The sequence below is a fragment of the Nocardia gipuzkoensis genome (assembly GCF_021183645.1).
Lineage (GTDB): Bacteria > Actinomycetota > Actinomycetes > Mycobacteriales > Mycobacteriaceae > Nocardia > Nocardia abscessus.
Genome location: NZ_CP089225.1, coordinates 956,705 through 971,378, shown reverse-complemented (window position 1 = coordinate 971,378; position 14,674 = coordinate 956,705). Strand labels below are relative to the sequence as shown.

13 protein-coding genes are annotated in these 14,674 nt (G+C 70.6%); 9 read left to right on the top strand and 4 right to left on the bottom strand.

Annotation, left to right across the window (positions count from 1 at the left end; genetic code table 11):
* Positions 1-145: 145 nt before the first annotated feature.
* Entirely contained in the window at positions 146-817 is a 672-nt protein-coding gene (locus tag LTT66_RS04520) for a TetR/AcrR family transcriptional regulator (RefSeq protein WP_233064143.1), read from the top strand.
* Between the two features lie 42 nt (positions 818-859).
* Positions 860-1,378 (top strand): GNAT family N-acetyltransferase, encoded by a 519-nt coding sequence (locus LTT66_RS04515; RefSeq protein ID WP_233064134.1) that lies wholly within the window; start codon positions 860-862, stop codon positions 1,376-1,378.
* 37 nt (positions 1,379-1,415) lie between these two features.
* Here the strand turns inward: LTT66_RS04515 and LTT66_RS04510 are convergent, their stop codons facing one another.
* Together LTT66_RS04510 and LTT66_RS04505 are read right to left on the bottom strand one after the other, a co-directional pair.
* Positions 1,416-2,957 (bottom strand): glycerol-3-phosphate dehydrogenase/oxidase, encoded by a 1,542-nt coding sequence (locus LTT66_RS04510; RefSeq protein ID WP_233064125.1) that lies wholly within the window; start codon positions 2,955-2,957, stop codon positions 1,416-1,418.
* A gap of 46 nt (positions 2,958-3,003) precedes the next feature.
* Positions 3,004-3,633 (bottom strand): TetR/AcrR family transcriptional regulator, encoded by a 630-nt coding sequence (locus LTT66_RS04505; protein ID WP_233064117.1) that lies wholly within the window; start codon positions 3,631-3,633, stop codon positions 3,004-3,006.
* A gap of 176 nt (positions 3,634-3,809) precedes the next feature.
* Between LTT66_RS04505 and LTT66_RS04500 the strand changes: the two genes are divergently transcribed.
* Both LTT66_RS04500 and LTT66_RS04495 read left to right on the top strand, forming a co-directional pair.
* Complete coding sequence (locus LTT66_RS04500; protein ID WP_233069006.1) at positions 3,810-5,387, top strand: FAD-binding oxidoreductase; 1,578 nt, start codon at positions 3,810-3,812, stop codon at positions 5,385-5,387.
* On the top strand, positions 5,384-6,319 hold the full coding sequence (locus tag LTT66_RS04495) for a YegS/Rv2252/BmrU family lipid kinase (protein WP_408638745.1): 936 nt from the start codon (positions 5,384-5,386) through the stop codon (positions 6,317-6,319). Before LTT66_RS04500 ends, LTT66_RS04495 begins: the two co-directional genes overlap by 4 nt.
* Before the next feature lie 25 nt (positions 6,320-6,344).
* Here the strand turns inward: LTT66_RS04495 and LTT66_RS04490 are convergent, their stop codons facing one another.
* Positions 6,345-7,013: a TGBp1 family protein gene (locus LTT66_RS04490; protein WP_233064107.1), complete on the bottom strand. Its 669-nt coding sequence runs from the start codon at positions 7,011-7,013 to the stop codon at positions 6,345-6,347.
* Between the two features lie 158 nt (positions 7,014-7,171).
* Positions 7,172-7,765 (bottom strand): helix-turn-helix domain-containing protein, encoded by a 594-nt coding sequence (locus LTT66_RS04485; RefSeq protein ID WP_181724719.1) that lies wholly within the window; start codon positions 7,763-7,765, stop codon positions 7,172-7,174.
* A gap of 92 nt (positions 7,766-7,857) precedes the next feature.
* Here LTT66_RS04485 and LTT66_RS04480 point away from each other — a divergent pair, with 92 nt between their 5' ends.
* From LTT66_RS04480 to ndk, 5 genes are all read left to right on the top strand, one after another.
* Positions 7,858-8,784, top strand: a complete 927-nt coding sequence (locus tag LTT66_RS04480; RefSeq protein ID WP_233064105.1) for an NAD(P)/FAD-dependent oxidoreductase — start codon at positions 7,858-7,860, stop codon at positions 8,782-8,784.
* Between the two features lie 294 nt (positions 8,785-9,078).
* On the top strand, positions 9,079-11,757 hold the full coding sequence (locus LTT66_RS04475) for a valine--tRNA ligase (RefSeq protein WP_233064103.1): 2,679 nt from the start codon (positions 9,079-9,081) through the stop codon (positions 11,755-11,757).
* 92 nt (positions 11,758-11,849) lie between these two features.
* On the top strand, positions 11,850-13,220 hold the full coding sequence (gene folC / locus LTT66_RS04470; protein ID WP_233068994.1) for a bifunctional tetrahydrofolate synthase/dihydrofolate synthase: 1,371 nt from the start codon (positions 11,850-11,852) through the stop codon (positions 13,218-13,220).
* A gap of 67 nt (positions 13,221-13,287) precedes the next feature.
* Entirely contained in the window at positions 13,288-13,704 is a 417-nt protein-coding gene (locus tag LTT66_RS04465) for a DUF4233 domain-containing protein (protein ID WP_181724722.1), read from the top strand.
* A 153-nt stretch (positions 13,705-13,857) separates the two neighbouring features.
* The gene (ndk, locus tag LTT66_RS04460) at positions 13,858-14,274 is read left to right on the top strand and encodes a nucleoside-diphosphate kinase (RefSeq protein ID WP_043688631.1); all 417 of its coding nucleotides are present in this window, start codon (positions 13,858-13,860) and stop codon (positions 14,272-14,274) included.
* The last annotated feature ends 400 nt before the right edge of the window (positions 14,275-14,674 follow it).

The following is a 14,674-nucleotide window of genomic DNA, read 5'->3' as shown; positions in this document are numbered from 1 at the left end:
CGAACTGCGGTACGCGCTGGGGCACGATGCACGCCGGTGTACTGCGGCACGGCCCAGCGCACCGTGACGCAAGCACGCCCAGAACGCGGTGCGGGAGCACGCGCCGATCACCCGAACGGCGTTCGTTGCTGGTTATGCTCGGCGCATGAGCGCAGCAGCCGTCAGCCGCCGGTCCCGCCCGGCCAAAGCTCCGCTGAGTCGCGAGGTGATCATCGAGACCGGCCTGCGCATCCTGGACCGGGATGGCGCGGCGGCGCTGACCATGCGCCGAGTGGCGCAGGACTTGGACACCGGAGCCGCCTCGCTGTACGTCTACGTCGCCAATCGCGACGATCTGATGGCCGCCATGCTCGACCACGTCCTCGGCGCTGTCCCGGAGCCCGCCGGAGCGGATTGGCGCGAGCGGCTCACCGCGCTGGTCGATGCCATGGTCGCGGCGATGAGCAGGCACGAAGGGCTGGCGCTCGTCGCGCTCGGCGCGATCCCGGACAGTCCGAACGCGTTGCGGCTGGTGGAACTGATGCTCGGCTCGCTCACCGAGGCGGGACTGGACGACCGAACCGCCTCGTGGGCGGTGGACCTGCTCTTTCTGCACATCACCGCGTCGGCGGCCGAACAGAGCGTGCACAACGTCGGCGGCGGTACCGAGCAGGAGTACCTCGCCGGGATGCGGCGACGCTTCGCCGAACTGCCCGCCGACCGCTATCCCCTGGTCGTAGCCATGCGGGACGCTCTGCTGGCCGGTGACGGCGACGCGCGGGCGGCCTGGGCGGTGCGGGTGCTGCTCAACGGCATTCTCGCCACGCGGGCGGAGTGAAATTCGCTGGTTCGCGCGGCGATGCGGAGGCAGAATGAGCCGGTGATCCGGCCGGCGACAACCGCAGACCTTCCCGTGCTGCAAGACATCGAAACCGCGGCGGGCAAGCCGTTCGCGGAGATCGGGATGACGGCCGTGGCCGACGACGAACCTCCTTCGCTGGCCACGCTGGAGGAGTTCCAGCAGGCCGGGCGCGCCTGGGTGTGGACCGACGAGGACGTGCCGATCGGCTACCTGGTGCTGGGGGTGGTCGACGGCAACGCTCATATCGAGCAGGTATCGGTGCGCCCGGACTACGCCGGGCGCCGGATCGGCAAGCGTTTGATCGATCGGGCCGCCCGCTGGGCCGCCGCCGTGGGCCTGCCCGCGATGACGTTGACCACGTTCACCGAAGTCGCCTGGAACGGGCCGTACTACCAGCGGCTCGGCTTCCGGTACCTGGCGGCGGACGAGGAGACGCCGGGGCTGCTCGCGTTGCGGGCCGCCGAACGTACTCACGGCCTCGACCGCTGGCCGCGCGCGTGCATGCGCGCGGAACTGGCCGCGTGGTCGATGGAATGACCGCCCGCTGCGCCGGACGAAGCGACGTGCGCGTCCGCTAGCCGACTGCGGCGACCGCGGCCGGGGCGGCGGCCGCGCGCTCCTCGGCGACCAAGCCGATGCGTGTGCGCCGATCCAGCAGATCCTCGGCGTCGAGCGCACCCTCGTGGGACACCGCGAACGCGAATTCGGCGCCGAGCACGTCGATTCCGGGCGCGACCGGCTCGGCCAGTGCCGGATCACTGCGCGCCGCGGCCTGTACGGCGGCCGCCTCACTGCCGTAGCGCTCGATCAGCACGGGCGGGGCGTCGATGTGGTCGCGCGCCGCGCCGGAGACCGCGCCGACCAAGGGAAGCTGCCGGGTGCGGCAGGGCTCCGCGGCGAGACCGCCGTGCGCGACCGCGGCGTCGATCACGTCCTCGGCCATTTTCCGGTAGGTGGTGAGCTTGCCCCCGACAACGGTGATGATCCCGGTGGGGGACCGCAGTACCGCGTGTTTGCGGGAGATGTCGGCCGTGCTGTCGTCGGCGGTCTGCAACAGTGGCCGCAGTCCGGCGTACGAGCCGCGAATATCGTCGCGGGTCAACGGTTCACGCAGGGCCGGATTGATGGTGTCGAGCAGGAACTCGATCTCACCATCGGTGGGCTTCGGCTCGTCGGGTACCGGTCCCGGCGCGTCCTCGTCGGTCAAACCCAGGTACACCCGGCCGTGCGCGGCGGGGAAGGCGAAGACGAAGCGGCCGATGCTGCCGGGTACCGGCACGGTGAGCGCGGCGGTGAGGCCGCCGAAGGAGGCGGCGGAGAACACCAGGTGGGTGCCGCGGCTGGGCCGCAGCCGGATGCTCGGATCCACCTGGTCGGCCCAGACGCCGGTGGCGTTCACCACGGTGCGCGGTCGCACCGTGAGGGTCTCGCCGGTGCGCGTGTCGCGCAGGGTCGCCGAATCCCCGGACACCGCGAGCGCTTCGACACGGGTCAGCACCCGCGCGCCGTGGGCCGCCGCGGTGCGCGCCAGCGCGACGACCAGGCGGGCGTCGTCCACCAGCTGGCCGTCCCACGCCTGTAAGCCGCCGCGCAGGTCCGCGCGGCGGACGGTCGGCGCGAGCCGCACGGCCTCCGCGGCGGTGACGCGCCGGGACCGGGGCAGGATGGCCGCTGGGGTGCCCGCGCCGCGCCGCAACAGGTCACCCGCCAGGAAACCGGCGCGCACCAGGGCGGCCTGCGCTGCGCCGATGCCCGGCAGCAGCGGCACCAGTTGGGGCAGCGGGCGCACCAGATGCGGTGCCGTGGTGCGCATCAGGATGCCGCGCTCCACCGCGCTCTCATGGGCGATGCCGACCCGGCCGCCTGCCAGGTAGCGCAGGCCGCCGTGCACCAGCTTGGAACTCCACCGGCTGGTGCCGAAGGCCAGATCGTGGCGCTCGACCAGGACGGTGCGCAGCCCGCGGGCGGCGGCGTCCAGGGCGGCCCCCGCGCCGGTGACGCCGCCGCCGATCACTAGGACATCGATCTCGGCGCCGTCGCCGAGGCGGGCCAGGTCCGCGGCGCGGCGGGCGGCGTTCAACGCGGAGTCTCCGGTGCGCACCGAATTCGTGGTCATCACAATGCCTTTCCGATCCAGCAGGAAGCGTTGGAGCGCGTGCTCGTCACGGTCGCTTTCGGTCGCCGTTTTCGGCGGCGGCGTGGTCGTCGAGATAGCCGTCGATCGCGCGACGGAGTTCGGTGTCGAGGTCCTCACCGGCCAGCAACGCCGCGACGGTGCCCGCCGATTGCACCGCCGACTGGGCGATCAGCAGCAGCATCGTGGCCATCCGCTCCGGATCGCCGTCGCGAATGGAGCCGTCCTGCTGGCCTTCCCGGATACTCGCCGCGAACAGCTCGATCAGCGCGTGCTGGTTGCGCCCGAGCCGCCCGAAGACGTAGGTGAGCATCAGATCGGTGTCGGTGCGGAAGATCTTGTCGAACAACGGATTCGACCGAACCGTCGCCGCTCCCGCGACCACGCCCTCGACCAGCCTGGCGCGCGCGCTGCCGGCGGCGGGCATCGTCTCGGCGACGATGCCGCGCAGCTCGCGGACCAGCAGTTCGGCCACCAGCGCGCCGGTATCCGGCCAGCGGCGGTAGACGGTGGGCCTGCTGACGCCCGCTCGCCGCGCCACCTCGGTGAGCGTGGTGCGGCGTACGCCGAACTCCTGCACGCAGGCGCGCGCCGCGTCCAGGATCGCCAGGTCGATCGCCGAGAGCGAGTTCTCGGCGGAGCCGTCAGGAGCGTTCAAGGTGTCACCCGGTTAGTCGATGGGTCCGCGGGGCGCCGACCAGGAAGTATGGTTCGCATGCTTGTTACTGATTGACAGTCTATGTCAAACTGTAACGCATGGTGGAGACGCAGCAACATACCGGCGGCGATCCGGCTGCCCCGGCAAAGACCGGCGTGAGCGCATCAGCGGCGGGTATGGTCTGGGATGCCTGGGGAATCCCGGCTGGGCACCAGCCGCTGTCGGAGCGAATCCGTGGTCTGCTGACGCAGGTCTTCGGAGTGTCCGGCAATACGGTGGCGCGCCGCGATGAGGGCGACGTGCCACTGCGCGAATCGGCGCTGACGCAGGCGCGGCAAGCCGGGTTGATCGAGGTGGTCGGGCCCGGCAACGTGTCGACCAACCACCTCGATCGGTTGCGGCACGCCGGAGGAAAGAGCACCCCCGATCTGCTGCGCCGCCGGGCGGACGGCCCGCAGGACGTCCCGGATGCCGTCGTCTTCCCCGCCGACCACGATCAGGTCCTCGCCGTGCTGGCCTACTGCGCGGAGCACGCCGTGGCGGTGGTCCCGTTCGGCGGCGGCACCAGCGTGGTCGGTGGGGTCGATCCCGTGCGCGGTCGTTTCGGCACCGTCATCGCGCTGGACCTGCGCAGGCTCGACGGCGTCACCGGAATCGATCCGATCAGCGGCACCGCCACACTGGGAGCGGGACTCACCGGTCCGCGCGCGGAGGAACTGCTGGGCGCGCACGGACTTTCACTCGGCCACTTCCCGCAGAGTTTCGAGTTCGCCACCATCGGCGGCTTCGCGGCAACGCGGTCGTCGGGCCAGGCCTCGGCGGGTTACGGCCGGTTCGACGACATGGTGCAGCGGCTGAAGATCGCCACGCCCAGCGGCACCCTCGAACTCGGCCGCGCTCCGGCTTCGGCCGCGGGGCCGGACCTGCGCGAGCTGTTCGTCGGTTCGGAGGGCACGCTCGGTGTGATCACCGAGGTCACCCTGCGGGTGCACCCGGTCCCGGAAACCGTCGCGTATCAGGCGTGGTCGTTCCCCGACTTCGAAACCGGCGCCGCCGCCTTGCGCTCGGTGGTGCAGGCGGGTGCGGCGCCGACTGTGCTCCGGCTCTCCGACGAGGCGGAGACCGGGATCAACCTCGCCCGCTCGGGTGATATCGGCGGCAACCCGGTCGCCGGATGCCTGGCCGTCACCACCTTCGAGGGCAGCGCGGCGCATGTCGCCGCGCGCAGCGCCGAAGCGGCCGCTGTGCTGGCCGCGGCGGGCGGCTCGGCCCTGGGGGAGACCCCGGCCCGGGAATGGGAACACGGGCGTTTCGCCGCGCCCTACCTGCGCGACGCGCTGCTGGATGTCGGCGTGCTCTGCGAAACCCTGGAAACCGCCACCACCTGGTCCGAGCTGAGCGCACTGAAGGCGAAGGTGACCGCGGCGCTGTCCGATTCGCTCGGCGCGCAGGGGACGCCGCCCCTGGTCATGTGCCACATCTCGCACACCTACCCGACCGGCGCGTCGCTGTACTTCACCGTCGTCGCCAAGCAACTGGACGACCCGCTGGCCCAGTGGCAGGTCGCCAAGCGCGCCGCGGGCGACGCCATCGTCGCGGCGGGCGGCACCATCACCCACCACCACGCGGTGGGCACCGACCACCGCCCCTGGGTGCCGGACGAGGTCGGCGACCTCGGCGTGCGCGTGCTGCGCGCGGTGAAGGCCGAACTCGACCCGGCGGGCATCCTGAATCCCGGAAAGCTGGTGCCGTGACCGAGTATTCGCCGGTGCGCAGGCTCACCGTGGTGACCAATCCGCTCGGCAGAGGCGGCGATGCGGCGAGCGCCGCGATCGCCCGCCTCCGCGCGGGTGGCGCCGAGATCACCGAGGTGTGCGCCCCTTCGGTCGCCGAAACGGTTCGGCAGGTGCGGGACTCGGTCGCGGGTGAGGCGCGGCCGGACGCCGTGGTCTGCGTCGGCGGCGACGGCCTGATCAACGTGACGCTGCCCGCCGTCGCGGAGACCGGCATCGCACTCGGCATGGTTCCCGCGGGGACCGGCAACGATCTGGCCAGGGAACTCGGTGTGCCGACCGACGATCCGGTCGCCGCCGCCGCTGTCGTGTTGGGCGGGCGGACCAGGACGATCGATCTCGGGCGGATCGAGTCGTCCGGGCCGCCCATGTGGTTCGCCACGGTGACCGGCACGGGCTTCGACGCGCGGGTGACCCTGCGCGCCAACGCGATGCGCTGGCCGAAAGGCCGCCTGCGCTACACCGTCGCCGCGCTGGCCGAGATCTCCAGGCGGTTCACCGTGCCCTACCGGGTCGAGCTGGTCGGCGCGGTGACCGAAGGGCTGACCAACCCCGGCGCGGGCTCCCTGCTGGAGACCGAGGCGGTGATGGTCGCGGTCGGCAACACCCGCACCTACGGCGGCGGCATGCTGATCTGCCCGGACGCGGTCATGGACGACGGCCTGCTCGACCTGACCGTGGTCGGCGCGTTGTCGCGCAGGGAGATGTTGCGCCTGCTGCCCGCCCTGTCGGCGGGCAAACGCCAGGATCACCCGGAGGTCAGGCAGTTTCGCGCCTCGGCGGTCACGCTCAGCGCGGCGGGCGCGCCCGCGACCGCGGACGGGGAACCGGCGGGCCACCTGCCGATCACCATCCGCGCGGTTCCCGCGGCGCTGACCGTCTTGGTGCCCTGACCGCAGCGGCGGCCTCGCGTGCCGGTCAGCCGAACGTCACGCAGCGCAACCGGTCGACGGCCGCGCGGTCGACGATGACCACCGACCGTGACGCACCGGCCGGCGACCGATGCTCGGTGACGACCGCGCGCATGAGTTGCCGCCAGCGCCGCACGTGCAGCCGGAAGGACATGTGATTGATCCGCCTGCCACGGCTGTGCTGACCTGCGCGCGCCACCGCCGCGGGCACATCGAGCATGAGCAGGTGCAGTTCGCGGTCCGCCGCCCAGCGCGCGATCAGGGCCCGTGCCCAGCCGAAGGTGGCGCAGTCGTGGATCACCACCGGGCCGGTGACCTCACGCAGCGCGGTGCGGATCGCCAGGAAGTGCGCCGCGTGCACCAGCGGACGCCACAGCAGGTAGGGCAGCCACCACAGCCGGGGCCGCCAGCGATTGCGCGCCTGCATCGAGTCGAGCACCAGCACCCCGGCGGCACTGCGCGACGGCGCGTCGGCCGCCGAATCGGCGCCGAAGAACTTGCGCAACGCGGTGCTCTTGCCCGCACCGGGCACGCCTGCGACGATCAGCGCCGCCGAGACCGGGTACCGGATCTCTTCGATCGCGTGACCGCGGAGATCGTGCAGCGTGTCCGGGACCAGGATCGGCAGCCGGGGTTCCGGGGCGGACGCGGACACGGCTTCCAGCGGGGGGTTCACCTCTCCCAGCGTGCGCAGTGGATACGGGTTCGGCAACCGGGAAAACCCTGGTTTTCGCGGAGGATTCACCGGAGGAGGCGTGCCAGGGGTATCCACCCTCTCCAGAGTGCTGGGTTTCAGCGCATTCGGCAATAACGGACATTTCGGACAATGGCTGTTCACTCGCGTTTTCGGCCCGCCGATCGCGCGCGAAGATGCATTCGTTCGCCCTGGGATCCGAAAAGGCTCAGGATTTCCGTCGGGCCCCGGCCCGCGCTGCCGAACCAATGCGGTTGACGGGTATCGAATTCCGCCGCCTCGCCGGGGCCGAGCACCAGGTCGTGCTCGCCGAGCACCAGCCGAAGCCGTCCGGACAACACGTAGAGCCACTCGAAACCCTCGTGCACCTTCGGGTCGGGTTCACCGCGCTCGGGCGGAATGATGATCTTGAACGCCTGTAGCGGCCCCGGCTGCCTGGTGAGCGGGACGATGGTGAGCCCGTTCATCTTCCGTGCTGTGGTGTGCACGCGCGGATCGGCGATCTTGGGAGCGGCGACCAGTTCGTCCAGCGGCACCTGGTGGGCCATCGCGATCGGCAGCAGCAACTCCAGGCTGGCCTTTCGCTGACCGGACTCCAGGCGCGAGAGCGTGCTCTTGGAGATCCCGGTGCTTTCCGCCAGCGCGGTGAGTGTGACGTTGCGGCGGGTGCGCAGCGCTTTGAGTCGCGGGCCTATGTCGGCGAGAGCCTGGGCGACGGCCGGTGGTGTGGACATCTCACCAGTGCACCGCGTCTTCCCGATTTTGGCAACATTAGTTGCTGAAGTGCCATGAACGACTGCACTGTGTCGGTGGAGGTGATCGCGGAATGAGCGAGACATACGATGTGGTGATCGTGGGTGGCGGCGCGGCGGGACTGTCCGGGGCGCTGGTCCTGGCCCGGGCGCGGCGGCGAGTCGCGGTGGTCGGGGGCGGTGCGCCGCGCAACGCGCCCGCCGGGCACATGCACGGATTCCTGTCCCGGGACGGGATGCCGCCCGCCGAGCTGCTGGCCCACGGAGCCGCCGAGGCCGCGGGCTACGGCGCGGAACTGATCGATGACGTGGTGATCGACGCGGAGCGGACCGGGGAGTCGGACTACACACTGCGGCTCGGCGGCGGCGCAACGGTGCGGGCTCGCCGCGTGCTCGTCGCCACCGGGCTGCGCGACGAACTGCCGCAGCTGCCCGGAGTGCGTGAGCGCTGGGGCCGTGACGTGCTGCACTGCCCGTACTGCCACGGCTACGAGGTCCGTGACCAGCCGATCGGCGTGCTCGGCGGGCCGGAACCCGGGGCACGAGCCCGCGCGGTGCACCTGGCGCTGCTCCTGCCGCAGTGGTCGGACGATGTCATCTTCTTCCCGAACACGATGCCGCTCTCCGACGGTGACCGCGCTCACTTGGACGCACGCGGGGTGCGGGTGCTCGACGGCGAAGTGGCCGGATTCGCCGTGGACGACCGCTTGCGCGGCGTGGAACTTGCCGACGGGCGAGCGGTGCCGAGGACGGCGATGTTCGTCGCGCCGACCTTCCGTGCCAACGATGCCGTGCTGGTCACGCTGGGCTGCGCCTTCGGCGACAGCGGCTGGGTGGTGACGGACGCGACCGGGCGCACCAGCGTGCCGGGAGTCTGGGCCGCGGGGAATGTCAGCAATCCGGCCGCCCAGGTGATCTCCGCCGCGGGTGCCGGTTCGACCGCCGCGATCGCGATCAACGGCGACCTTGTGCTGGCCGACGCAGGCGCCTTCGCCCGATAAGGGGAATAGCCGGGGTACAAAATGCCGGAAGCTGAGAATTACTTATGGATTCCGAGTGCGGCCTCGGATCGCCGGTAAGCTTCTGACATAGGCGGAGTGTTCGGTGTCCCTCATCCACCGAAGACTCCGCCTTTCTTTGTCTTCGATGTGAAATACCGCCTGTACGGTTCGTATCGATCGACCGCGGCCCTGGTTCCCTATTTCCGGTCCGGGGCCGACCGGTGAATCCGCGCGAACCGGCGCCCGGATCGACCGACCCGAAGTGGGTCGATCGGCGCGCTCTAGAATCGCGGGGTGACCAGCGCAGCCCCTGACAACACGCGTAATCGTGCCGATGCCCTCCCCAAGAGCTGGACGCCCAGCGAGGTAGAGGCCGAGATGTACGAGCGCTGGGTAGCCGCTGGCTATTTCACCGCCGACCCGGCCAGCGGCAAGCCCGCGTACTCGATCGTGCTGCCGCCGCCGAACGTCACCGGCACCCTGCACATGGGCCACGCGCTCGACCACACCCTGATGGACACCCTCTCGCGCCGCAAGCGCATGCAGGGCTACGAGGTGCTCTGGCTGCCCGGCATGGACCACGCGGGCATCGCCACCCAGACCGTGGTGGAGAAGCAGCTGGCGGTGGACGGCAAGACGAAGGAAGACTTCGGCCGCGAACTGTTCGTGCAGAAGGTCTGGGACTGGAAGCGCGAGTCCGGCGGCGCGATCCAGTGGCAGATGCGCGCGCTCGGCGACGGCGTGGACTGGAGCCGGGACCGCTTCACCATGGACGAGGGCCTGTCGCGCGCCGTGCAGACCATGTTCAAGCGGCTCTACGACGCGGGCCTGATCTACCGCGCCGAGCGACTGGTGAACTGGTCGCCCGAACTGCGCACCGCGATCTCCGATATCGAGGTCAAGTACGAGGACGTGCAGGGCGAGCTCGTCTCGCTGCGCTACGGCTCGCTCGACGACGGCGAGCCGCACGTCGTCGTGGCCACCACCCGGGTGGAGACGATGCTGGGCGACACGGCGGTGGCCGTGCACCCGGAGGACCCGCGTTACCGGGCGCTGATCGGCACCACCCTGGAGCATCCGATCACCGGGCGGCAGATCCCGATCATCGCCGACGACTACGTCGACCCCGAGTTCGGATCGGGCGCGGTGAAGATCACGCCCGCGCACGACCCCAACGACTTCGAGATGGGTCTGCGGCACCGGCTGCCGATGCCGACCATCATGGACGAGCGCGGCCGGATCACCGGCACCGGAACCGAATTCGACGGCATGGACCGTTTCGAGGCGCGCGTCAAGGTGCGCGAGCGGCTCGCGCGGGAGGGCCGGGTCGTCGCGGAGAAGCGGCCGTACCTGCACAGCGTCGGGCACTCCGAGCGCACCGGCGAGCCGATCGAGCCGCGCCTGTCCATGCAGTGGTGGGTGAAGGTCGAGTCGCTGGCCAAGGCGGCCGGTGACGCCGTGCGCACCGGCGACACCGTGATCCATCCCAAGAGCCAGGAGCCGCGCTGGTTCGGCTGGGTCGACGACATGCACGACTGGTGCATCTCGCGTCAGCTGTGGTGGGGCCACCGCATCCCGATCTGGTACGGCCCCGAGGGCGAAGTGGTGTGCGTCGGGCCGGACGAGGCGGCGCCCGAGGGGTGGGTGCAGGACCCGGACGTGCTCGACACCTGGTTCTCCTCCGGCCTGTGGCCGTTCTCCACGATGGGCTGGCCGCACGCCACCGCCGAACTCGAGAAGTTCTATCCCACGAGCGTTCTCGTCACCGGCTACGACATCCTCTTCTTCTGGGTGGCGCGGATGATGATGTTCGGCACCTACGTCGCCGAGGACGCCGCGCTCACCGTGGGCAAGGGCGGCGAGCGGCAGGTGCCGTTCAAGGACGTGTTCCTGCACGGCCTGATCCGCGACCAGTTCGGCAAGAAGATGTCCAAGTCGCGCGGCAACGGGATCGACCCGCTGGACTGGATCAACGGCTTCGGCGCCGACGCCACGCGGTTCACCCTCGCGCGCGGCGCGCAGCCCGGCGGCGACCTGTCGGTCGGCGAGCCGCACGTGCTCGCCGCGCGCAGCTTCGTGACCAAGCTGTTCAACGCGACCAAGTTCGCGCTGATGAACGGCGCGCGGGTCGGCGAGCTGCCCGACCGCGCGCTGCTCACCGACGCCGACCGCTGGATCCTGGACCGGCTGGACGCGGTGCGCGCCGAAGCCGACGCCGCGTTCGACGCCTACGAGTTCGGCAAGGCGTGCGAGGCGCTCTACCACTTCGCCTGGGACGAGCTGTGCGACTGGTATCTGGAGCTGGCCAAGGTGCAGTTCGCCGCCGACGGCGCGCGCGCCGAGGCGACCCAGCTGGTGCTCGGTTCGGTGCTCGACGCGGTGCTGCGCCTGCTGCACCCGGTCATCCCGTTCGTCACCGAGTCGTTGTGGCAGGCGCTGACCGGCGGCGAGTCGGTAGTGATCGCATCGTGGCCGCAGCCCTCCGGTGTCTCCGTGGATCAGGAAGCGGCGCAGCGCATCTCCGACACCCAGCGGTTGATCACCGAGATCCGGCGATTCCGCAGCGACCAGGGTCTCGCGGACAAGCAGAAGGTGGCGGCCAAGCTGATCGGGGTGGACGAGGCGGGCCTCGGCGAGCAGGCGGCGTCGGTGGCGAATTTGGCCCGGCTCACCGAACCCGGCGCCGACTTCGCCGCGACCGCGTCGGTGGAGGTCCGCCTGAGCGCCGGGACGGTCACCGTGGAACTGGACACCTCCGGCGCGGTCGACCTGGATGCCGAACGCCGCAGGCTGGAGAAGGATCTCGCCGCCGCGCAGAAGGAACTGCAGGGCACCGCGGCCAAGCTCGGCAACGAGGCGTTCCTGGCCAAGGCCCCCGACCACGTGGTCGACAAGATCCGTGGCAGGCAGCAGATCGCGTCCGACGAGGTGGCGCGCATCGGGGCGCGACTGGCGGAGTTGAGCGGGAAGTGAACCACGAGCCGGAACCGCAATACGGCGACGACGAGCGCCGTGGCGGCGGGGCGCGGCTCGGGTCCGGGCCCTCGCCGGTGGAGCTGGCCGAGATGGCGCTGGTCGAGGCGGAACTCGACCAGCGCTGGCCGGAGACCAAGATCGAGCCGTCGCTCACCAGGATCGCCACGCTGATGGACCTGCTCGGCTCGCCGCAGCAGAACTATCCGGCGATCCACATCGCGGGCACCAACGGCAAAACCTCGGTGACCAGGATGATCGACGCGCTGCTCACCGCGCTGCACCGGCGTACCGGCCGGATCACCAGTCCGCACCTGCAGCTGGCCACCGAGCGGATCAGCATCGACAACGCGCCGATCACGCCCGCGCGGTATGTGGAGATCTACCGGGAGCTGCTGCCGTACGTCGAGATGATCGACAAGCAGTCGGCGGCGGCCGGGGGACCGGCCATGAGCAAGTTCGAAGTGCTCACCGGCATGGCCTTCGCCGCTTTCGCCGAGGCGCCGGTCGATGTCGCGGTCGTGGAGACGGGCATGGGCGGCACCTGGGACGCCACCAACGTCGTCGACGGGCAGGTCGCGGTGATCACGCCGATCGGCCTGGACCACACCGACTACCTGGGCCCGGACCTGGCCTCGATCGCGGGAGAGAAGGCCGGGATCATCAAGCGGGCCCCGGACAGCCTGGTGCCGCGCGACAACGTCGCGGTGATCGCCGAGCAGGACCCGGAGGCGATGGAGGTGCTGCTGCGCCGCGCCGTCGAGGTGGACGCGGCGGTCGCGCGGGAAGGTTCCGAGTTCCGGGTGCTGGCCCGCCAGATCGCGGTCGGCGGGCAGCAGCTCGAGTTGCAGGGGCTCGGCGGGGTGTACGACGACATATTCCTGCCGCTGCACGGCGAGCACCAAGCGCGCAACGCGGTGCTCGCGCTCGCGGCGGTGGAGGCGTTCTTCGGCGCGGGCGCGCAACGGCGGCTCGACCTCGACGCCGTGCGCGCCGGTTTCGCGAGCGTCACCAGCCCCGGGCGGCTCGAACGGATGCGCAGCGCGCCGACCATCTTCATCGATGCCGCGCACAATCCGGCGGGCGCGCGAGCGCTGGCCGCGACGCTCACCGAGGAGTTCGACTTCCGCAAGCTGGTCGGCGTGGTCGCGGTGCTCGGTGACAAGGACGTCGACGGCATCCTCGCCGCGCTGGAGCCGGTGTTCGACGAGATCGTCGTCACCAGCAACGGTTCGCCCCGCGCGCTGGACGTGGAGACCCTGGCCGACCGCGCGGTGCAGCGCTTCGGCGACGAACGCGTGGTCACCGCGGTGACGCTGCCCGACGCACTGGAAACCGCGATCGCGATCGCCGAAGAGGTCGGCGAGCCGGGTGAGATGGTGTCCGGTGCGGGTGTGGTGGTCACGGGGTCGGTGGTCACGGCGGGCTCGGCTCGGGCGCTGTTCGGAAAGGACCCGGCATGAGAGGCACAACCGAAGGCGGCGGTGTGCGTGACCACGTCGGGCCCGCGACTGCCGAGGAGGGCACAGCATGAGCGAATCGGCCGATAAGGACGAGCAGCCGGTACCACCGCCCGCGACCGACCCGTGGAAGGGTTTCCGCGGGGTGATGGCGGGGACCTTGGTGCTCGAGGCGATCGTCGTGCTGCTGGCCTTGCCGGTGGTCGCCGACGTCGGTGGCGGGGTGACCTGGATGTCCGGCACCTACCTCGTGGCGCTGGCGGTGGTGATGTTCCTCGGGGCCGGGTTGCAGCGCCGGTCCTGGGCGCTGCCGTTCAATCTCGCGTTGCAGGTGTTCGTCCTGCTGGGCGCGTTCATCCATCTGTCCATCGGCGTCATCGGTGTGGTGTTCGGCGTGGTGTGGGGCTTCATCCTGGTGCTGCGCGCCGATGTGCGCGGCCGGATGGAGAAGGGCCTGCTGCCCAGCCAGCGTATCCAGCGGCAGTAGCCGCCTGCCCGCCGCGGCGCCGCGCGGCCACCTGCGATGATCGCGCTGGTCGTGGGCCGGTTCAGTCCGGCGTGGCGCTGCCCACCGCACCGCGAGATCGATCAGTCCGACCGCTGGTGCGGCACCCGGAACCGTGCCGGATAGGCTTGCGCCGTGACTGAGCAGACGTTGGTACTCATCAAGCCGGACGGTGTGGCCCGTGGCCTTGTCGGCGAGGTGCTGGCACGCATCGAGCGCAAGGGCCTGAAGATCGTCGCCCTCGAGCTGAAGCACGTGTCCGAGGAACTGGCCGAGGGCCACTACGCAGAGCACGCCGAGAAGCCGTTCTTCGGCTCCCTGATCGAGTTCATCACCTCGGGTCCCGTCGTCGCGGCCATTCTGGAGGGCCCGCGCGCCATCGCCGCGTTCCGCCAGATCGCCGGCGGCACCGACCCGGTCGAGAAAGCCGTGCCCGGCAGCATTCGCGGAGACTTCGCTCTCGAGACGCAGGAGAACCTGGTCCACGGGTCCGATTCACCCGAATCGGCCAAGCGCGAGATCGCCCTCTGGTTCCCCGAGCGGCCTGCCTGACCGGGTCTCGATCGCCGTGCCCGCGCTGCCGCGACACCTGCGTTCGCGCCGCGGGCCGGACCGAGTCGAGCGCCGATGGCGAACGCCCGGCGCGCGGTGTGGGATACTGGCATCGGCTGCTTTCGACGCCGACTGTTCGTGCAGGTGCGCGAACGAGACGTGACGAGCGCAGCCGGATGACACCACGGTTCGATGCCGATCATCGCTGCCATGGACAAACGGCCTGGTTAGGGGCCCGCTGTTCGCGTCGGCATGCTGGATGAGCGCTCGATCCGCGGAGTTCAGCCATACAGCCAGGCGCCGCGTGACCAGTTAGCCCGAACGACGAACAACCGAGGAAATAACCGGGCACGCGGGGCGAGACCACTTGACCTCGCGCCCACCGGGTGCGAGTCGAACG